The organism is Paenibacillus sp. FSL H8-0283 (assembly GCF_045040675.1).
GTDB lineage: Bacteria > Bacillota > Bacilli > Paenibacillales > Paenibacillaceae > Paenibacillus > Paenibacillus amylolyticus.
Genome location: NZ_CP150295.1, coordinates 1,032,195 through 1,052,775 on the forward strand (window position 1 = coordinate 1,032,195; position 20,581 = coordinate 1,052,775).

At 44.2% G+C, this 20,581-nt stretch carries 12 protein-coding genes and 2 rRNA genes; 10 read left to right on the top strand and 4 right to left on the bottom strand.

Annotated elements, in window-relative coordinates:
* Window positions 1-28: 28 nt before the first annotated feature.
* Window positions 29-2,965 (bottom strand): pentapeptide repeat-containing protein, encoded by a 2,937-nt coding sequence (locus tag MHI52_RS04710; RefSeq protein WP_405158569.1) that lies wholly within the window; start codon window positions 2,963-2,965, stop codon window positions 29-31.
* A 247-nt stretch (window positions 2,966-3,212) separates the two neighbouring features.
* Here MHI52_RS04710 and MHI52_RS04715 point away from each other — a divergent pair, with 247 nt between their 5' ends.
* The 5 genes from MHI52_RS04715 to MHI52_RS04735 all read left to right on the top strand — a co-directional run bounded on the left by MHI52_RS04715 (window position 3,213) and on the right by MHI52_RS04735 (window position 8,227).
* Window positions 3,213-3,629 carry a VOC family protein gene (locus MHI52_RS04715; protein ID WP_101314792.1) on the top strand — a complete coding sequence of 139 codons (417 nt, stop codon included), beginning with the start codon at window positions 3,213-3,215 and terminating at the stop codon, window positions 3,627-3,629.
* A 286-nt stretch (window positions 3,630-3,915) separates the two neighbouring features.
* Window positions 3,916-5,091, top strand: coding sequence for an FxLYD domain-containing protein (locus MHI52_RS04720; protein ID WP_180361870.1), 1,176 nt, complete (start codon window positions 3,916-3,918; stop codon window positions 5,089-5,091).
* Window positions 5,092-5,105: 14 nt separating this feature from the next.
* The gene (locus tag MHI52_RS04725) at window positions 5,106-6,254 is read left to right on the top strand and encodes a trypsin-like peptidase domain-containing protein (RefSeq protein WP_340389118.1); all 1,149 of its coding nucleotides are present in this window, start codon (window positions 5,106-5,108) and stop codon (window positions 6,252-6,254) included.
* A 120-nt stretch (window positions 6,255-6,374) separates the two neighbouring features.
* Window positions 6,375-6,974 carry a TetR/AcrR family transcriptional regulator gene (locus MHI52_RS04730; protein ID WP_036606079.1) on the top strand — a complete coding sequence of 200 codons (600 nt, stop codon included), beginning with the start codon at window positions 6,375-6,377 and terminating at the stop codon, window positions 6,972-6,974.
* Window positions 6,975-7,006: 32 nt separating this feature from the next.
* The gene (locus MHI52_RS04735) at window positions 7,007-8,227 is read left to right on the top strand and encodes an MFS transporter (RefSeq protein WP_062327247.1); all 1,221 of its coding nucleotides are present in this window, start codon (window positions 7,007-7,009) and stop codon (window positions 8,225-8,227) included.
* Window positions 8,228-8,328: 101 nt separating this feature from the next.
* Here the strand turns inward: MHI52_RS04735 and MHI52_RS04740 are convergent, their stop codons facing one another.
* From MHI52_RS04740 to licT, 3 genes are all read right to left on the bottom strand, one after another.
* The gene (locus MHI52_RS04740) at window positions 8,329-9,738 is read right to left on the bottom strand and encodes a glycoside hydrolase family 1 protein (RefSeq protein ID WP_074093605.1); all 1,410 of its coding nucleotides are present in this window, start codon (window positions 9,736-9,738) and stop codon (window positions 8,329-8,331) included.
* A 42-nt stretch (window positions 9,739-9,780) separates the two neighbouring features.
* A complete protein-coding gene (locus MHI52_RS04745) occupies window positions 9,781-11,679 on the bottom strand; it encodes a beta-glucoside-specific PTS transporter subunit IIABC (RefSeq protein WP_127546729.1) in 1,899 nt (632 codons plus the stop codon).
* A 184-nt stretch (window positions 11,680-11,863) separates the two neighbouring features.
* Window positions 11,864-12,724 (bottom strand): BglG family transcription antiterminator LicT, encoded by an 861-nt coding sequence (gene licT / locus MHI52_RS04750; protein ID WP_339189717.1) that lies wholly within the window; start codon window positions 12,722-12,724, stop codon window positions 11,864-11,866.
* A gap of 308 nt (window positions 12,725-13,032) precedes the next feature.
* On the opposite strand from licT, the gene MHI52_RS04755 reads away from it, so the two are divergent.
* The 5 genes from MHI52_RS04755 (at window position 13,033) to MHI52_RS04775 (ending at window position 20,539) form a co-directional block, all read left to right on the top strand.
* Window positions 13,033-13,200 carry a DUF3934 family protein gene (locus MHI52_RS04755; RefSeq protein ID WP_074093608.1) on the top strand — a complete coding sequence of 56 codons (168 nt, stop codon included), beginning with the start codon at window positions 13,033-13,035 and terminating at the stop codon, window positions 13,198-13,200.
* A 165-nt stretch (window positions 13,201-13,365) separates the two neighbouring features.
* Entirely contained in the window at window positions 13,366-13,797 is a 432-nt protein-coding gene (locus MHI52_RS04760; protein WP_036605963.1) for a MarR family winged helix-turn-helix transcriptional regulator, read from the top strand.
* Window positions 13,798-13,877: 80 nt separating this feature from the next.
* Window positions 13,878-15,053: a YhgE/Pip domain-containing protein gene (locus MHI52_RS04765; RefSeq protein WP_076253738.1), complete on the top strand. Its 1,176-nt coding sequence runs from the start codon at window positions 13,878-13,880 to the stop codon at window positions 15,051-15,053.
* 701 nt (window positions 15,054-15,754) lie between these two features.
* A 16S ribosomal RNA gene (locus tag MHI52_RS04770) occupies window positions 15,755-17,307 on the top strand.
* Window positions 17,308-17,613: 306 nt separating this feature from the next.
* Window positions 17,614-20,539, top strand: a 23S ribosomal RNA gene (locus MHI52_RS04775).
* Together the 16S and 23S rRNA genes form the textbook arrangement of a ribosomal RNA operon.
* Window positions 20,540-20,581: the final 42 nt, after the last annotated feature.

Sequence of the window (20,581 nt, forward strand, 5' to 3'; positions counted from 1 at the left end):
AGAAGTGGTGTTAACTTCTATATGGATTTTAATCTTCAATAGATTCTTCATGCTTGATTAAGCAGTATGAACCCTCGAATGTACAATCTTCGATTAATTTAATCTTCTCAAAATCAACCTTTGTCAAATCAGCATCTTTGAAATTCACATTATTTAATGTTGCATTATCAAAGCAAGAATATGATAAATTTGCATTGTGAAAATTTGAATTTGTTAATGTTGCATCTGTAAAATTACAACCACGTAAAAGAGAACCAGTTAAATCTGTATTATTGAATTCTGCATTTGTGAAGATTATTCTTTCAAGGTGAATTTTTCTCCTGAACAGCTCTTTATTTTTATTTTTGTTTAAATTCTTTAAATTTGTATTATGAAAATTAGAGCCAGAAAAATCAGTTTCATATATGTTTGCTTGCTCTAATTGTGCTCCAATAAAGTAGGACTTCTGAGCGTAGGCTCCATTCAAACTAACTCCGGTCATATTGCTATAATTGAAATTAGTTCTCGTTAACTGAGAATAATTTAAACGAGCTCCTTTGAAATTAGTTCTCTCACAATTTGAAAGAACTAAATTAGAATAGTGTAAAGCTCCTAAATTAAAATCCGTGTTGGACAAGTTAGCCCCATACAAATCTGCAATATCAAGACGTTGATTTGACAGATCAAGATGCTTTAAATTTGACATAACTACTGGGTTTGTTGCACCAGTACGTTGTCCAGTTATCATTTTCAAAATAGTACCAAAACTGTTATCTAAATCCCAATTGATTTTTAGTGATTGGCCGATATGGCTAGAAGTTAAGCTAAGTAAAATAATTAAAGATTCAAAAGTGTTGTTAGAGTATATCCTTTCTAATGAAAAGGATGGCCTAGGATCAAGTCTGTCAACAGGTACGTCAAATTTAATACAGTAATTTAATAACTCTCCTAATGTCACTTGGAGTCTTTGTATTTCCTCCACACTTAGAAAATCAAGCTCTCCTTTTATAAAGTTGATTAAATAAGTGTCAATCTTAGCTGACCCACATAAATTAATAAAGTAAACAACTGCTGATTTGGTATCCCATCCATCATCAGGATCATCTGCTCTTCTAGAAAGCATTTTATTTATATGTTTTAATGATAAGATAATTCTCCGAGAAGCTAAATACTCTCCGAAACTCTTATGGGTGAATTCAAAAGTGTTATCGCCCATATTATTTGCTCCTGATTCTCTGAAATAGAATGCAGTTAGGAGCCTAGTGACTCCATTAGCGGCGCCTTCTTGAAATCTATTTAACAAATCTTTTAACCCATTGTTTTGAGAGTAGTTTTCTATATCCCTTATTGTAGTGGTTCGACCTGAACCGTGCCAAACCGAGACAGCTATAACCTCTAGGATACGAATGAATTGTTCTAAAGTAGTGTCTTTTATCGATGGGTGCTTATTATTGGCCCATCCTCGTTCATAGACTGCTTGTAGTAAGTCATTATATATTGCGTTTAAATTGTTATTTTTATTAAAATCAATCTTATCTCTCATAAAACTTAATGCCACTAAATAATTTAGTAAGGGCTGAGAAGTTATTTCTTCGAGACTTTCTCCAGTTAAGGTATCAGGTATAGAGGTAAAGTTTTGGCCACTTGCCAATCCATAAAGTTTCCACCAAGTTTCTCTTTGATCTGTTTCTAAAAGCTTATTAGGATCATAATAGTCATCCTTGTCGTCGTGGCTAATATAGTATGGAAGTATTTCAAATATTTGATTAGGCCGCCTAAACTGATCTTTACTTTGCTGTATACTTAGTTCTCTACCTGTCATGATGACCTGAATTCTTATTTCTTCCATATTAAAGCGATCTACTTTACGTTGTACTTCCTCAACAAATTGTCTGGCTATCTCATTTGCTAACTTTCCTTGTCTAGATAATTCATCCAAACCATCAAAAAAAACAATTATTCTTTCCTCACCATTTTGAGGATCTAAGGGATTATGGATGAGGTACTTATCATATTTCACGAATCGTCCTACTGCCTCAATTAAGTCATCGGCCAATTCAAAATGATGCAATGGAATAAATAACACAGGTACACTTTGCTTTTCGGCTAATTTTGCCGAGTATATTTTTGCAAAAGAAGACTTCCCTGATCCGGGACCTCCACTTATAACGCGAATAGCATCATTTTTATCAGCTGTATGTAACCAGTTATCTAATTCTTTCTCTAAATCAATAACGACTTTTTTATTAGGAGGAAGTGAAAAATCAATATCTCCCAACTTTGAATTATCCTGAGATTTTTTGTTATAGTATGCCCGCAGAGGAACATAGATTTTTCTCAAACTAAATGCTTCATCAAACATTCTTTTTTCAGTTTCTTTTCGTAAATAAGTGGTATAGCGCAACCAAGAAAGTTGTCTTTCATTAGCTCTCATAAAAGGAGAATCAAAGTATTCTGAAATACTTTTATATTGTTCTGGCCTTGCTTTCCACTCTTCATGGAGAGCAAAGGTGAAAAATACGGGTAATCGATCAGTTATTGAAGTGATTTGACTTGCTGAGAGATTGAAACCATCTAACCATTGTGCAAACGGTATTTTTACAGTGCTTAATATTTTCAAGGATTTAGGGTTAGAAAAGAAGTTTCTATCAATCTCAAATATTTCATTCTCTAAAGATAGATCAATTCTCATGCTGAGACTTTCTATATCTATTTCTGTGATATTAAATAATTCACGACTTTCTTCAACTATATTTCTTATAGCTTCAGTAAGAGATCTATAAATTAGAAGCCAGGCTAGATGTGTTACCTCCTTCTCAAGTCCAAGTGAAAGTAACGCTTCATAACTGTTATTAATAACTTCTTTAGAATCTAAGAATACTCCTCCGATTGTTGCTTTTCCTAAAGACTTAAAAAAATCATTCCAATTAGCCTTCATTGATTGGTTCAAATTTTTTATGCTCTTTCTGACAACCAAAGTCTCCATGCTAACACCTCCAAGTAAATATAAAAAATTATAGCATTCGAGGGTTACAAAAAACTACAATATATGTAGCCAAACTGATTATTTTATTATTAAATAAAGAATATTTTCAATGTGAGATACACTTTGAGTTTATTCTACGAGAAAATGATCTTGTGGTATTGGAAGGTATTTATAATAAAATTGACAGCGTATTCGCGAGGTGTTATTTTGAGGTGGAATGTATTCTATGAGTTCGAGGTGATCGATGGTGGCTATTCGTGCTAAGCAGATTTTTGTTAATTTACCTGTCCAAGATTTGAAGAAATCCGTTGAGTTTTTTACCAAGGTGGGATTTGAGTTTAATGCCAATTTTACGGACGAGTCTGCTACTTGTATGATCATCGGGGAAAATATTTACGCCATGCTTCTGGTGGAGGAACGTTTCCAATCCTTCATTTCAAAAAAAATCTCCAATGCCGCCGATACAACCGAAGTCATCGTTGCCCTGTCTGTAGATAGCCGTGAGCAGGTAGATGTGATTGTACAAGCTGCCCTCGATGCAGGAGGGAAGCCATCCAACGAACCACAGGATCACGGATTTATGTACGGATGGAGTTTTCAGGATCTGGATGATCACCTGTGGGAAGTTTCCTATATGGATCTCAGCGCTTTTCCTTCGGAGTAATAAAATGAAAATAACTAGAGCCTTCCTAGATTAATAGGAAGGCTTTTTTGCATCCAGTATGACTCGTTTAAACATGATATCTACAGAACATATGGTGTAATATTCCTTTTTGCTATATGATAATTATCGATTCATGTTGGTGTTTTTTAGCAATTGATGCGATAGGCGAACCCCGGGAAAGCGAAGTATACATATGTTCTTAAGTGGAGGGATCAGGGTGTATTGTCATGTATGTGGGACCAAAAACAGTCCGGCGGATAACACGTGCAGAAAGTGTAGAACCAAATTGAAAGAAACAAGCTCTACAGAGGAACAGATCTGGGCAGAAACAGCCATTGACTTGGATAAAGGAACGCAAAAAGCAATTGATTCGTTGTCCCGTCAGCAGCAACCAGCTTCCAAACAGGGAAATACGGGTCAAGGCCTTGCATTTAGCTGGATTATTCCCATACTTCTGGCAGTAGTTGTAGGAGCTTTGCTAACGTATTATTACAAGCAGGAAACAGGTATAAATGCAGAGGTTAAATCACTGCACCAACAGGCGGAACAGGCTGCACTAGAGGGAAAATATAAAGAGGCTCTCCAACTGCTGGACAGCGCTCTAACGAAACGACCGAACTATGATGCACTTATACAGGATCGGCAAATTACGGCGAAGGCGTTCAACTTGATGAATCAGTTGGATGAGGCGTCCACAAGTCTGAAGACAGGAAAGCTGTCCGCAGGAGACAAGACCATTCAGGCTGTAGCCAAAGCGTTGATGGAGCGGGAAGAACCTGTTTTTGCCAAAGTGCGTGCCGCATTCAACAACAGAAAGGTAACACTGGCCGTATTGAAGGTGAAAAAGGAAATCGACAGTTTGACAACAATTGAGGCACTAGCCGAGAAGTTGGACACCATATCAGACTTGAAAGGCAAGGAAGCTGAGACAGTAGAGAAGCAAATTGTCGACAAGCTCGCAAGCATAAGTTATAAAGAGGCGGAACAGCAAGTAAAGCAAAAGAATTTCACAATTGCGTTACAAACGGTCGACCAGGGATTGTCCTATGCGCCGGAAAATGAAAAACTGACTTCGTATCGTGAACGGGTGCTCAGTGAAAAAAAGGCATTTGAAAAAGCGGAAGCGGATCGGATTCAACTGGCGGAGCAACAGGCTGCAGAAGAAGATCTGATGAATCGAACGGCGGCAGTAAGTGTCGTGAACGTTGATGCGACGCTTGATATGTACGGGGATCTTTATATTAGCGGTTCATTGATCAATAATGCAACTCGTCCGATCTCTTCCATTACAGTGTTGATTGATATTTATAATATAGACGGTATATATCTGGGCCAAACTTATGCAGATGTGTATCCAAGCTGGCTGGATGTGGGGGAAGAAGGTTTTTTTGAAACCTATTATTATGGTGTGTACGAGGAAGCGGAAATCTCTGTTGTGAATGCAACGTGGTATCTCGAATAGGAGGACAGGTTGGAATGACCAAACGAACATGGAGTATGATCATATCCAGTGCTATTATCATTGGTGCTGGAGCAGGGGGCGTGTTCTGGATACACCAGCATTCAGCAGATCAGTTGCAGGATGGGCCCAGACTGGCAGTTGTTGCCGCGAAGGAAACGGAAAATGCGGCAGCCACGACTGCCTCCAAGCAACCTGTGAAGAAGACACGCAAACAGATTATAGAAGAAAGCCAGAAGAAAGTTGTAACGATCGAGAGTAGCAGCGGATTGGGCTCCGGTTTTCTCTACAATGATCAGGGAGATGTCGTGACCAATGCCCATGTAGTGGAGGGGGCGAATGAAGTAACTATTCGGACCTTGAACCATGAGGAATATAAGGGGACGGTTATTGGTATTGGTGATGAAACAGACGTAGCTGTAGTCAGAGTTCCTGATTTGAAAAAAGTTAAGCCGTTAATCATCGCCAAATCCAAAGCTGAGACCGGAGACGAGATTCTGGCATTGGGTAGTCCACTTGGGCTAGAGAACACCGTAACAACCGGAATCATCAGTGGGTTGGGGCGTAGCTTTGAAATAGCGCCTTACATCTATAGTAACCTCTATCAGATCTCGGCACCAATAACCCATGGCAACAGTGGTGGACCACTCATTAGTGCGGAGACTGGTGAAGTGATCGGCATTAATTCGGCGGTCGTGGAACAGGAGGGGGGAATAGGATTCAGTATTCCTATGACTAGTGTGCTCAAGCAGGTTCAGGCATGGTCCAAAAATCCTTCTGGCACAACGTCGGTGCGGACGGCTGGAGATACTCACTTGGGTTCAGCCACTAAGACATTGCAAGCAGAAGGAATTGTAACGGACTTTTATGCAAGTCTTAATCTGAGTGATTATGTCACCGCTTATGCACTGCTCGGAAGCGAGTGGCAGAGTGCTACAACATATGCCAAGTTCAGAGAAGGATATCTGAATACAAGTGAGGTGACCATCAGTGAGGTATCCTCAGTCAATAAAGGCGATGACGAGATGGAAGTGAAGGCAATGATTACAGCAAATGAACGCAAAGATGGGGAATATATACTATCGCAATATCGGGTCGAGTATCAGTTGGGTTATGAGAATGGTCAACTGAAAATATTGCATGGTAAAGGTAAAAAAGTGAAATGATTGTTGAGGGAGAGTGGGCATGCGTGCCAATTCTCCTTTTTCATTGCTTATATTGGGTGCATCTGTTAAAATACAGAACGAATGTTCAGTATGGATGGGACGGAGTGAAATGGAATGAATATGAATAAAAAACAACTACAGACTGAGCAGACCAAGAAGAAACTTGCGGATGCTTCCAAAGCCCTTTTTGTACAAAAAGGTTATAAAGCAACGTCCATTGAGGATATTGTAGCTGCGACGGGCAGCAGCAAAGGCAATATATATTACCATTTTAAAAGTAAGGAAGGTCTGTTCCTCTATCTAATCGATGAGTGGGACCGGGAGTGGGAAGAGAGTTGGGCGGCCAAAGAACATCTCTATCGCACCTCCACGGAGAAAATTTATGGTTTGGCGGAACAACTCGTCATGGATGATATGAATCACCCGCTGACGAAGGCAGCTGATGAGTTCTTCACAGGGGAAAAGAAAGAAAATGATATTGAGGAGCGGATCTCCTTAATGTTTGAGCGGCATATTCAATTTAATAAACAAATGATAGAGCAAGGCATTGAGAGCGGTGAGTTCAAAGCAGACAATGTAGATAATCTCGCGCTCATATTGGAAAGTACCATTATTGGCCTTAGTCAGATGTCACGGGGGATGGAGCCTGATCAGGCTCTTGCGTTATACCGCCAGGCCGCTAGTGTATTCTTGCACGGGATTGCAAAAGATAAAGCTTAAGCAACATTTTGACAACTACGGAGGATGGAATCATGGCATTACTAACACGGAACAGGGGCGCACTGCTGCTGTTAATGTTTAATATTTTTCTCGTTTTTACGGGTATTGGTCTGGTTGTACCGATCATGCCTGCGTATATGGATCTACTGCATATCACCGGATTCACGGTTGGATTGCTGGTAGCGGCATTTTCCTTCACCCAGTTTCTGTTCTCCCCGCTTGCGGGTCGTTGGTCGGATACATGGGGACGTAAAAAAATTATCGTTGGCGGCATGCTGATCTTTGCCGTATCCGAGTTTATGTTTGGTGCGGTCAATGCACCAGTCTTGCTCTTCGCAGCCCGGATGTTAGGCGGTATTGGTGCGGCGATGATCTTCCCGGCGGTTATGGCTTACACCGCAGATATTACAACAGAGGAAGAACGCGGCAAAGGTATGGGCTTGATTAATGCAGCGATTACAACCGGATTTATCATCGGTCCGGGAATTGGTGGATACATTGCGGACTTTGGCATTCGAATTCCATTCTACGCCGCTGGGGTTGCCGGTTTGCTGGCATCCATCATTACATTGATTATTTTGCCGGAATCTGCACGAAGTACAGGAGAACAAAGTAAACCTATCCCTGGTTTAACGAAGGCCAAAGCTCCGGGTATGGTATCCCAATTGCTGAATTCATACCGTGAACCGTACTTTTTCAGTTTGATTATTGTATTTGTTATGGCATTTGGTCTAGCGAACTATGAGACGGTATTTTCACTATTTGTGGATCACAAGTTTGGCTTCACGACCAAAGACATTGCATTTATTATTACATTTGGTTCCATCGCAGGTGCGGTTGTGCAAGTATCCCTGATCGGTTGGTTGCTCAATCGATTTGGTGAAAAGATGGTCATTTCAGTCTGTCTGTTATTTGTAGCCGTATTTGTACTGTTGACCTTGTTTGTAAGTACGTACTGGATGATTCTCGTCGTAACGTTTATCGTCTTTCTGGGTATGGATATTTTACGTCCGGCGATCAGTACACAGATGTCCAAACTGGCACAAGAACAACAGGGCTTTGTGGCCGGACTGAACTCGGCGTATACCAGTTTGGGGAATATCGCAGGTCCAATCGTAGCTGGAGCGCTGTTCGATGTGAATATTAACTATCCTTATGTTTCGGCAGCTGCCGTTCTGGCGATCTGTTTCCTGTTATCCCTACGAGTACTCAGAGGGGCCAAAGCGGTAAAACAACCGAAGGCTGAAATGTAATTTTATAATTGGAAAAGAACGCTTCCATATCAATGCATCAACACCAAAAAAGTCGACTACACATGTTTCATGTGCAGTCGACTTTTTTATTAGTGCGTGTATTAACGAATTTCTCCATTCGTTTCAATCAGTTTTTGATACCAGTGGAAACTCTGTTTGCGGATACGTCTCAATTCCTTGATATCGAATTCCTCACGATCCACATAGATGAATCCATAACGTTTGCTCGACCCTTGATGTGTGCTGACCAGATCGATCGCAGACCAAGGGCAGAAGCCAAATACATCCACGCCGTCCGTAATCGCCAGTTGAATCTGTTCGATATGTTTATTGAAGAATTCAATACGATATGGATCGTTAACCACGTCGCCTTCCTCCAGTTTATCAAAGGCACCCAGACCATTTTCCGTAACAATCAATGGCAGGTGATAACGGGAGTAGATCTGGCGCAGGGTAGAGCGGAAGCCCACGGGATCAATTTCCCAGCCAAACTCCGTTTTTTGCAGATTGGGATTCACAGATCCTCTATATGCGCCCGGTTCACCTACGATTTCATGCTGGTCTCCTGTATGGGAGAAGTCATTACCATCGTTCAGGCTTTCACCAACCGTTTGGGAAGTATAATAGTTAAACGCAATAAAGTCAGGGTTTCCTTGAGCCAGGATGTCCATATCTCCGTCTTCAATGACAGGTGTATATCCTTTCTCTTCGAGATAACTCCAGGCAATATGGTTATAACGTCCATATACCGCCATATCGAGATAGAGCCAGTTACGAATGGCAGCATAGTTATCAGCCGCGAGTGTGTCTTCTGGTTTGGAACTCGCCGGGTAAATTACACCGATATTGGGAGCTGGGCCAATCTTGGCTTCAGGCAGCATTTCATGACACAGGACCATGGCTTTAGCTTGAGCAACCAGCATGTGGTGATTTTGCTGATACAGTGTTTTTTGCGGATCAACAAGTGTTGTATCCAGTGTACCCAGAGAGCCAGGATGCAGGATTAGCATATTTTGTTCGTTGATGGTCAGCCAATATTTAACCCGATCTCCGTAGTTCTCATATAGGGTCTTGGCATATTGTTCAAAAGCATCAATCGTTGCTCGGTTGGACCAGCCGCCTTTTTCTTCAAGCGCATAAGGAAGATCGAAGTGATACATCGTCACAATGGGTTCAATACCGTATTTAATTAACTCATTAATGAGAGAATCGTAAAAGGCGAGTCCCTTCGGATTTACCTCACCCGCTCCTTGCGGATAGATGCGTGTCCATGCGATGGAGAAACGGTAGGCTTTGAAGCCCATTTCGGCGAGCAACGCCACATCTTCTTTGTACATATGATAATGATCACTGGTTACCTTGAAGTCGGTTACGCCTTCCACATGATTCCCCATGTCGATGACAGAAGGGCCTTTACCATCTTCATTCCAGGCTCCCTCAATCTGATAGGCAGAGGTTGAACCTCCCCAGAAAAAATCTTTAGGAAATGGTTTCAGTTGAGTATGTTTCATAGTTAGTTCCTCCTAAGTTGAATTCGTATAAGATAAGTTGGGTCAGACAACGAGAGTCAGCAGGACATCATTTTTCTGTACCTGTTCCTGAGTTGTTTCGAACACATCTACTTCTTGCAGCGTTAGGGTCACAATGACAGGGGTTACGGTTTCGTATCCGGCTTCCTTGATCTTATCGATGTCAAACAGGATCAACAGATCGCCCTGTCTGACGATATCACCTTCCTGAACAACTGGAGAGAAGTGTTTTCCCTTTAGCGCTACTGTATTGATGCCGATATGAATCAGGATTTCCGTTCCTGCGTTGGTTGTTAATCCAATGGCATGTCCAGTTGGGAAGAGGGAAGTGACAACGCCATCTACGGGAGCGACAACTTCGCCAATCTCAGGGACAATCGCCAAACCTTTGCCCATAGCACCAGTCGAAAAGGCTGGGTCGTTAATGGTATTCAGTGCTACGGCTTTACCAGTAAGTGGGCTATAAATTTGTTCTTTCTTGATCTCCGTTGTTTTGGTCTCAGGTACGACAGGAAGTTCTGCCGGCGTACTTTCAACTGACGTGTGGGGGACAGATTCATTGGTCGCGGAAACTTTGTCTTTGGTTTTGCTTTCATAACCAAACATCACCGTTAATACCGCGGCTACCGCAAAGGAGCAGGCAATCGCAATTACGTAGACAACCGTTGGTGTATAGACAGGAATGGCAAATATATTGTGGAACACATAAGCAGTCATTTTAACACCAAAGTGACCATTGATGGCACCGCCGATCGCACCTGCGATAACCACGATAGGAATCACACGTTTATAACGCAGGATCAGACCATATACAATTGGTTCAGTGACTCCTGCAAGTAAACCTGTAAGGCTGGTTGAGCCAGCAAGAGTGCGCAGGGTTTTGTTCTTTTTGGCTTTCAGGAAAATACCGAAGGCTACACCGATTTGTGCAAATACAGCTGCAGCAGCCATGGCTTCAATCGGATCGCCGCCAACCCCGATATTCTGTATCGTGATTGGAGTGAAGCCCCAGTGGAGTCCGAACACAACCATGAAGGTCATGAATCCACCCAGTACAACCCCTGATAATATACCGCTGACACCAATGAGCCAAGTTACGCCCGAGGAGATCCAGTCACCTACCGTGGTACCGAATGGTCCAAAGGCCATTGCGGACAGAGGAACCATAATCATCAAAGCAATCATTGGTACAAGGAACAATTGCAGGTCTTTCAAAATGATTTTCTTGAGTAACTTATCGAGAACAGCGTAGATACTAATGGATATGAAGATTGGGAATACGCTGGCTGAATAATTCATCATGACAACCGGGATACCCAGGAATGATACATCTGAACCCTTATCCATCAGCCCGGTGAAACTCGGTTCCATCAGAGCGGCACCAATTACGCCAGCTACATAAGGATTGGCTTTCAGCTTCATACCCAGTGTGATCCCAAGGAAGATGGGCAAAAAATAAAATACAGCGTTGCCGGCAGCGGATAAAATCAAGTATGTGTCACTTGTATCCGACATCCATCCGAGCATGGTCAGGACAGTCAGCAAAGCTTTTAACATACCTGATCCTGCCATAGCCGGGATTAACGGCGAGAAACTTCCGGATATAATTTCAAAAACTTTGGATAATAGCGAGGTTTTTTCCCCTGTAGACTCAGCCGATGAGGAGGAATCTCCTCCGAAATCCCGGTTTTTCATAATCTCCGCATATACATGAGCCACGTTACTACCGATGACCACCTGGAACTGGCCGCCGCTTTCGACAACGGTAATAATGCCGTCATGCTTTTCAAGCGTTTCGCGTTCGGCTTTTTTGGAATCTTTCAGGTCGAATCTCAGCCGGGTCGCACAGTGGACAAGACCATTGATATTGGCTTCTCCGCCGACGAGACGAACGATGTCATCCCCCATTTTTTTATGATCCATGTTCATTCTCCTTTGTTGTTAAGATTGCCTGAAAACAAAAAAATACCTAAACGAATGGCTATGATCATCGGAAAGATGACCTGTTGCCAATCATTTAGGTATCGCCTGCTTGAGCAGTAACAATCCTTGTCGTTAAGTTGTGAGACCTACTATATATGACGCCGAAATCGTTTGCAAGCTTTTTTTATTCCGCGTCCAGCAGCTCGTTACGGGAAGTGACACGTTGAATATGGATCGTCAAATACACCTTTTCATCAATGGACATAGCACTTTCAAACTTGTCTTCAAGGTACTGATTGATCCGCTGTGTGCATTCAAATGCCTTGCTATATTTGTCCTTCACCTGCTCATACAGAAAGTTATCTCCTGAAGCAAATTGCTCCTGTTCATTACTCAACATTCGCTGCACAAAATATTGAAGATGGGTAATAAACCGTGAATAATTAAATGAATTTTCGTCCAGAGCAATCTGGTAGTGGTTGGTCACAATGTTGAAGATATCATCAATAACTTCGGTAATTTCAACGGTTTGTTTCATGCCCTGAGCATCTTGACGAGCGTTTACAAAATGCATCGCAATAAAGCTGGCCTCATGTTCATCCATTTGGATACCGAATTGTTCCTGAATCAGCTCCACAGCGTTCATACCAACCCCAAACTCCTTCTTGTAAAACTTCTTGATCTGCCACAAAAGAGAATTCTTCAGCCCGACGGATTTACGGTACCGGGTAATAGCAAACTGAATATGATCGATCAATGATATATAGATATTATCACTAAAAATATCGCCCATTTCCTTTTTGGCATGGCCCACAATTTCGTCCGCTAACTTCAAATATTCGACCGATGTTTCCCCAATCAGATCGATTAATTTTTGTGGTATTTTATCCGATTTCAGCACAAAGGTTTTTTCGATTTTATCCTCATCCACGGGCTGTCCGTTTTTCTTTTTGAAGCCAAGACCGTTGCCAATGACAACAAATTCGTGACCAACCTGGTTCTCAGCCCGGATGACATTGTTGTTAAAAATCTGACGGATGATCATATATGTGTTTCACCTCAATTGGTCGTAATAAAAACAAAAAACCCAAACTAAGGCTTAATAGCCTTGGTTTGGGTATCGCCTGCTTACCAGTAACAATCCCGAAGAAGACGCAGCTTCCTCTTTCAATTATGTCCACTATACCGCTTTCATAACAGAATAACAATACAATGATTTATGGAAATGGACGTAAAGACGTGGATTTTTGGTATAATAAGAAATGCTGGAAGTGAATTAGATGGGCTGGGTTGCATAATAAGTTACCGAGGACGGTCATTTTTAAGCATATACAGGATTATTGGAGTGATAACATGAGCAATGCAAAAGGAAAAGGCGGCACCGGCCGTGGTACAGGTAAAAAAGGCTGGAACCGTTGGCAAGCCGCTGCTAACCGGGCGAAAAGTGCACCGAAGCCTTATAAAAGTAAAGGCACAAAGAAGAAGGACGATACCGAAACTTCAAGTGGCAAGCCCGAGTAAGTATGGCTTGACGATGCCAGAGGAGAGAGCTGCCTGACTAACGGGTGGGTCTCTTTTTGCTTGAAAAGATAAAAAATTAAATTGACAGTAATGTAAATATGGTAATAATATAGAGCTTACGCAAATTAGATGGTAGTGCTACTATATAGAGAAAGGAGCAACAGCATGCCTGTTAATATGGATGAAAATCCACTTGGACTGATTCTGTCACGGACGTATCTGGCATACAAAAAAACAACAACCAGAAATCTGAGTGAACAGGATATTACTCCGGAACAATTTGCAGTCTTGAATGAATTGAGCAAGGCTGGAAGTCATATATCACAGAAAAAACTGGCTGAATTAACAGTGCGGGACCAGACAACGGTAGGCAAAATTATAGACAAGTTGATTCGCAAAGGTCTGGTGACAAGAGAAGAAGATCCACAGGATCGCAGAGCGGTTTTGCTTTGTTTGACGGCGGAAGGACTGGAAATGAATAACGTTCTGACACCAAAGGCAAAACAGCAAGAGCAAGAGGCACTCGCCGAATGTTCTCCTGAAGAGCTTGAAGCATTCATGAATGTGATGAATCGTATCTATGAAAAGATGAAATAAATTTTTTTGAGCAATTATGTGCATGTGCATATATATGTAGTGCAATTATTTTAATTTTAACTAATGGGAGTCGTGAACGAATGAGAAGCTTCAAAGATTTTCTTAAAGTGCCACAGACAAAAATAGGGTTGGTTTTTGCATTGATTGTTCCGCTGTTATTTGTTGTGATCTGGATGACGGGTTATCATCAAGCCACGGAGAGAGTGGATCAACTTCAAGTTGCTCTGGTGAACGAAGACGGGACACAGGGAAAAGAGGTGCAGAAGCAGATTGAAACGCTCGCGCCTTTCCATGTCAATGTACTGGGTTCTGCCGAGGAAGCTGAGCAACAGATGAATGCAGGTAACTATGCGATGGTTATTGTTATTCCGGAAGGATTCACTGACCAGATTGCAGGAGGCACAGAGGCGAGCTTACCCTTTTATATCAATCAGGGAAATGCCGATGTAGCCAAATCCATTGTGGAACATGCTGCGACCGGAATGACTGCACAAATGGGTCAAGGGATTCTGGAATCCAAGGTTCAAGTGACACTCAATAACGATAGTATAAATAGCGATGAACTGAGTGCAGCTATTGGACAAGCGATGGCGAAGATGAATGAAGGGCCTGTGAAGGCTGAAATTAATAAAACGAACAGCGTGAGTGATTTTGCAACATCGATGCTGCCCATGATTTTGGGGTTTATCACCTATATTGCTTCGATGACTATGAATATTCAGTTTAATATTACGTCGAATATCATGAAGCGTACCCATTCCAAATGGGAAATCTTCTGGGGACGGCAATTGCTGTTATTGTGTATAGCTTTGATTGTTCCCCTAATTGTGGATACAGTAGCTCTTCAGTTCACAGATGTTGCGAGCTCCTTCGGCGCTTTGTATCTGTATCATGTGCTGGTGAGTCTGGCTTGTATCTGTTTTACACAAATGAGCTTTGCCCTGTTTGGCAATGCAGGTCCTCTATTTAATGTAGCGATGGTTCCGCTCCAGTTGATGACAGCAGGAAATATCATTCCAGCCGAGATGCTGGCGCCATTCTACCGTTATATCGGAAACTTTCTGCCCGCTTCCAATGGGGTACAGGGATTTATGCGTTTGATCTATAGTGGAGAAGCAGTTGGGGGATACATGGTTCATCTTCTATTGATCTCGATTATTACGTGGGGAATTACGTTGCTGCGAGTTGGTATGCAAAAAGCAGGTAATGGACAAATGACGATGACGCCTCCAGCATCAGCACAGGCACAACATTAAGAGTTTCCTTCTATATATAATGTAATAACACACAAGAAAGTGGTTCACGTATAGTTATATGCGTGCATCACTTTTTTTGTTTATCTTTTATAATACCTCTACTTATACTCGTGGTAACTTACAGTGCCCCCAGTAAATCTTGCATGACCTTGATAAAAGGACAACCTAAATTGAGCATATTAATGAAGCTAAAATATAAGAGAGGAGATGTAGGCTAATAAGTTTAAAATCAATTAGACATGTATTGCGATGTATGAATGGAAAAAATGTCATTTAAGCTATAATAAACTTTACACTGGGATAGAGGAGAGCAACACAGTAAGAGTAGTTTATTTGTAGTAAATGAATTTTATTAAATTAAGTATTGTAATTAATATCTATACGTGATATATTATTAATCCGGCCAAGAAAACACGGTTTACACGGTGCGGCAAGCAAATGAAATAAGCTTCGAAAGAAATTTAAAAAAAAGAGCTTGCAAAGTTGGTTCGGACATGATATTATATAAGAGTTGCTGAAGAGAACAACATTCGGTAACGAAACAAGTTTGATCTTTGAAAACTGAACAACGAGTGAGTAAACATTCTGCTTGCAGAATGAACGCGAAAGTTGAAACAAGCCTTGGCTTGAATCGACTGGAGCACAAATGAGATTTTTAATCTCGTCAGATTCAAAATGAGCTTATCGCTCTTTTCAATACTTTATTGGAGAGTTTGATCCTGGCTCAGGACGAACGCTGGCGGCATGCCTAATACATGCAAGTCGAGCGGAGTTGATAGGAAGCTTGCTTCCTTGATACTTAGCGGCGGACGGGTGAGTAACACGTAGGCAACCTGCCCTCAAGTTTGGGACAACTACCGGAAACGGTAGCTAATACCGAATAATTGTTTTCTTCGCCTGAAGAGAACTGGAAAGACGGAGCAATCTGTCACTTGGGGATGGGCCTGCGGCGCATTAGCTAGTTGGTGAGGTAACGGCTCACCAAGGCGACGATGCGTAGCCGACCTGAGAGGGTGATCGGCCACACTGGGACTGAGACACGGCCCAGACTCCTACGGGAGGCAGCAGTAGGGAATCTTCCGCAATGGGCGAAAGCCTGACGGAGCAATGCCGCGTGAGTGATGAAGGTTTTCGGATCGTAAAGCTCTGTTGCCAGGGAAGAACGCTTGGGAGAGTAACTGCTCTCAAGGTGACGGTACCTGAGAAGAAAGCCCCGGCTAACTACGTGCCAGCAGCCGCGGTAATACGTAGGGGGCAAGCGTTGTCCGGAATTATTGGGCGTAAAGCGCGCGCAGGCGGTCATTTAAGTCTGGTGTTTAATCCCGGGGCTCAACCCCGGATCGCACTGGAAACTGGGTGACTTGAGTGCAGAAGAGGAGAGTGGAATTCCACGTGTAGCGGTGAAATGCGTAGATATGTGGAGGAACACCAGTGGCGAAGGCGACTCTCTGGGCTGTAACTGACGCTGAGGCGCGAAAGCGTGGGGAGCAAACAGGATTAGATACCCTGGTAGTCCACGCCGTAAACGATGAGTGCTAGGTGTTAGGGGTTTCGATACCCTTGGTGCCGAAGTTAACACATTAAGCACTCCGCCTGGGGAGTACGGTCGCAAGACTGAAACTCAAAGGAATTGACGGGGACCCGCACAAGCAGTGGAGTATGTGGTTTAATTCGAAGCAACGCGAAGAACCTTACCAGGTCTTGACATCCCTCTGATCGATGCAGAGATGTATCTTTCCTTCGGGACAGAGGAGACAGGTGGTGCATGGTTGTCGTCAGCTCGTGTCGTGAGATGTTGGGTTAAGTCCCGCAACGAGCGCAACCCTTATATTTAGTTGCCAGCACTTCGGGTGGGCACTCTAGATAGACTGCCGGTGACAAACCGGAGGAAGGTGGGGATGACGTCAAATCATCATGCCCCTTATGACCTGGGCTACACACGTACTACAATGGCCGGTACAACGGGCTGCGAAATCGCGAGATGGAGCCAATCCCAACAAAGCCGGTCTCAGTTCGGATTGCAGGCTGCAACTCGCCTGCATGAAGTCGGAATTGCTAGTAATCGCGGATCAGCATGCCGCGGTGAATACGTTCCCGGGTCTTGTACACACCGCCCGTCACACCACGAGAGTTTATAACACCCGAAGTCGGTGGGGTAACCGCAAGGAGCCAGCCGCCGAAGGTGGGATAGATGATTGGGGTGAAGTCGTAACAAGGTAGCCGTATCGGAAGGTGCGGCTGGATCACCTCCTTTCTATGGAGAATCGTTTCCTGCAACGGAAACATTCAAATACGCAGCTTAGCTGCAAAACACTCACTCGTTGTTCGGTTTTGAGAGCTCAAACTCTCAAACAGCTTGCTTTTGCATGGAGCTTGTTCTTTGAAAACTAGATATCGAAACGAAACAAACGCGAATTAGAACATTCCTTTTTAGCTGAACTTGTGTTAAACAAGTTTCAATAAAAACGGTAGATTGCACGTACGATGGTATCGAATGGGAGCGACTTTTGGCTTTGCGCAAGCAAAACAAGGGAAGCGAGCAGTCGAAACCGGAGCACGAGGTTAAGCTACTAAGAGCACACGGAGGATGCCTAGGCGCTAGGAGCCGATGAAGGACGTGGCGAACAACGAAACTGCCTCGGGGAGCTGTAAGCAAGCTTTGATCCGGGGGTGTCCGAATGGGGAAACCCAGCTGGGGTAATTTCCAGTTACTCATAACTGAATACATAGGTTATGCAGAGGCATACCAGGGGAACTGAAACATCTAAGTACCCTGAGGAAGAGAAAACAATAGTGATTCCGTCAGTAGCGGCGAGCGAACGCGGAGAAGCCCAAACCAGAGAGCTTGCTCTTTGGGGTTGTGGGACGTCTCACATGGAGTTACAAAGGAACCGGTTAAGCGAAGAGGTCTGGAAAGGCCCGCCAAAGAAGGTAAAAGCCCTGTAGTTGAAAGTCTGTTCCCTCCGAGACGGATCCCGAGTAGTGCGGGGCACGTGAAACCCCGTATGAATCCGGCAGGACCATCTGCCAAGGCTAAATACTTCCTAGCGACCGATAGTGAAGCAGTACCGTGAGGGAAAGGTGAAAAGCACCCCGGAAGGGGAGTGAAATAGAACCTGAAACCGTGTGCTTACAAAAAGTCAGAGCCCGTTTTAGGGGTGATGGCGTGCCTTTTGTAGAATGAACCGGCGAGTTACGTTCCCGTGCAAGGTTAAGGTGAAGAGCCGGAGCCGCAGCGAAAGCGAGTCTGAATAGGGCGAATTAGTACGTGGACGTAGACCCGAAACCGGGTGATCTACCCCTGTCCAGGGTGAAGGTGCGGTAACACGCACTGGAGGCCCGAACCCACGCATGTTGAAAAATGCGGGGATGAGGTGGGGGTAGCGGAGAAATTCCAATCGAACTCGGAGATAGCTGGTTCTCCCCGAAATAGCTTTAGGGCTAGCCTCGGAAAACAGAGTCGTGGAGGTAGAGCACTGATTGGGTGCGGGGCCCGCAAGGGTTACCAAGCTCAGTCAAACTCCGAATGCCATAGACTTACTTCCGGGAGTCAGACAGTGAGTGCTAAGATCCATTGTCAAAAGGGAAACAGCCCAGACCATCAGCTAAGGTCCCCAAGTGTGTGTTAAGTGGGAAAGGATGTGGAGTTGCACAGACAACCAGGATGTTGGCTTAGAAGCAGCCATCATTGAAAGAGTGCGTAATAGCTCACTGGTCGAGTGACTCTGCGCCGAAAATGTAACGGGGCTAAACACACCACCGAAGCTATGGCTTGATGCTTTGCATCAGGGGTAGGGGAGCGTTGTATAAGGGTTGAAGGTGTACCGTAAGGAGCGCTGGACATTATACAAGTGAGAATGCCGGTATGAGTAACGAAAAGATCAGTGAGAATCTGATCCGCCGAAAGCCTAAGGGTTCCTGAGGAAGGCTCGTCCGCTCAGGGTAAGTCGGGACCTAAGGCGAGGCCGAAAGGCGTAGTCGAAGGACAACAGGTCGAAATTCCTGTACCACCGTAAGCCGTTATGAGCAATGGGGGGACGCAGTAGGGTAGTGACGCGGACTGATGGATGTCCGTCTAAGCAGTAAGGCTGATGTGTAGGCAAATCCGCACATTGTAAGGCTGAGCTGTGATGGGGAGCGAAAATTATAGTAGCGAAGGTCATGATCTCACACTGCCAAGAAAAGCCTCTAGCCAGGTGATGGTGCCCGTACCGCAAACCGACACAGGTAGGCGAGAAGAGTATTCTAAGGCGCGCGGAAGAACTCTCGTTAAGGAACTCGGCAAAATGACCCCGTAACTTCGGGAGAAGGGGTGCCCCGGTAGTGTGAATAGCACGAGGGGGCCGCAGTGAAAAGGCCCAAGCGACTGTTTAGCAAAAACACAGGTCTGTGCGAAGCCGTAAGGCGAAGTATACGGGCTGACGCCTGCCCGGTGCTGGAAGGTTAAGGGGAGTGGTTAGGAGCAATCCGAAGCTGTGAACCGAAGCCCCAGTAAACGGCGGCCGTAACTATAACGGTCCTAAGGTAGCGAAATTCCTTGTCAGGTAAATTCTGACCCGCACGAATGGCGTAACGACTTGGGCGCTGTCTCAACGAGAGATCCGGTGAAATTTTAATACCTGTGAAGATGCAGGTTACCCGCGACAAGACGGAAAGACCCCATGGAGCTTTACTGCAGCTTGATATTGAATTTGGGTACGATCTGTACAGGATAGGTGGGAGCCTTTGAAGCATGAGCGCCAGCTTGTGTGGAGGCAACGTTGGGATACCACCCTGATCGTATCTAGGTTCTAACCTGGTACCGTAATCCGGTGCGGGGACAGTGTCAGGTGGGCAGTTTGACTGGGGCGGTCGCCTCCTAAAGAGTAACGGAGGCGCCCAAAGGTTCCCTCAGAATGGTTGGAAATCATTCGAAGAGTGCAAAGGCATAAGGGAGCTTGACTGCGAGACCTACAAGTCGAGCAGGGACGAAAGTCGGGCTTAGTGATCCGGTGGTACCGCATGGAAGGGCCATCGCTCAACGGATAAAAGCTACCCTGGGGATAACAGGCTTATCTCCCCCAAGAGTCCACATCGACGGGGAGGTTTGGCACCTCGATGTCGGCTCATCGCATCCTGGGGCTGAAGTAGGTCCCAAGGGTTGGGCTGTTCGCCCATTAAAGCGGTACGCGAGCTGGGTTCAGAACGTCGTGAGACAGTTCGGTCCCTATCTGTCGTGGGCGTAGGAAATTTGAGAGGAGCTGTCCTTAGTACGAGAGGACCGGGATGGACGTACCGCTGGTGTACCAGTTGTTCCGCCAGGAGCACCGCTGGGTAGCTATGTACGGACGGGATAAACGCTGAAAGCATCTAAGCGTGAAGCCCCCCTCAAGATGAGATTTCCCAGTATGTAAGACCCCTTGAAGACGACGAGGTAGATAGGCTGGGGGTGGAAGTGCAGCAATGCATGGAGCTGACCAGTACTAATCGGTCGAGGGCTTATCCAATAGCAAGTTGTAATTCGCATGTCTCGTTTCGAATCTAGTTTT

Bases quoted from the DNA above. Each gene is read 5' to 3' on its own strand.
- MHI52_RS04710 (WP_405158569.1), bottom strand. From the start codon at position 2,965: ATGGAGACTTTGGTTGTCAGAAAGAGCATAAAAAATTTGAACCAATCA.
- MHI52_RS04725 (WP_340389118.1), top strand. From the start codon at position 5,106: ATGACCAAACGAACATGGAGTATGATCATATCCAGTGCTATTATCATT.
- MHI52_RS04730 (WP_036606079.1), top strand. From the start codon at position 6,375: ATGAATAAAAAACAACTACAGACTGAGCAGACCAAGAAGAAACTTGCG.
- MHI52_RS04735 (WP_062327247.1), top strand. From the start codon at position 7,007: ATGGCATTACTAACACGGAACAGGGGCGCACTGCTGCTGTTAATGTTT.
- MHI52_RS04740 (WP_074093605.1), bottom strand. From the start codon at position 9,738: ATGAAACATACTCAACTGAAACCATTTCCTAAAGATTTTTTCTGGGGA.
- MHI52_RS04745 (WP_127546729.1), bottom strand. From the start codon at position 11,679: ATGGATCATAAAAAAATGGGGGATGACATCGTTCGTCTCGTCGGCGGA.
- licT (WP_339189717.1), bottom strand. From the start codon at position 12,724: ATGATCATCCGTCAGATTTTTAACAACAATGTCATCCGGGCTGAGAAC.
- MHI52_RS04755 (WP_074093608.1), top strand. From the start codon at position 13,033: ATGAGCAATGCAAAAGGAAAAGGCGGCACCGGCCGTGGTACAGGTAAA.
- MHI52_RS04760 (WP_036605963.1), top strand. From the start codon at position 13,366: ATGCCTGTTAATATGGATGAAAATCCACTTGGACTGATTCTGTCACGG.
- MHI52_RS04765 (WP_076253738.1), top strand. From the start codon at position 13,878: ATGAGAAGCTTCAAAGATTTTCTTAAAGTGCCACAGACAAAAATAGGG.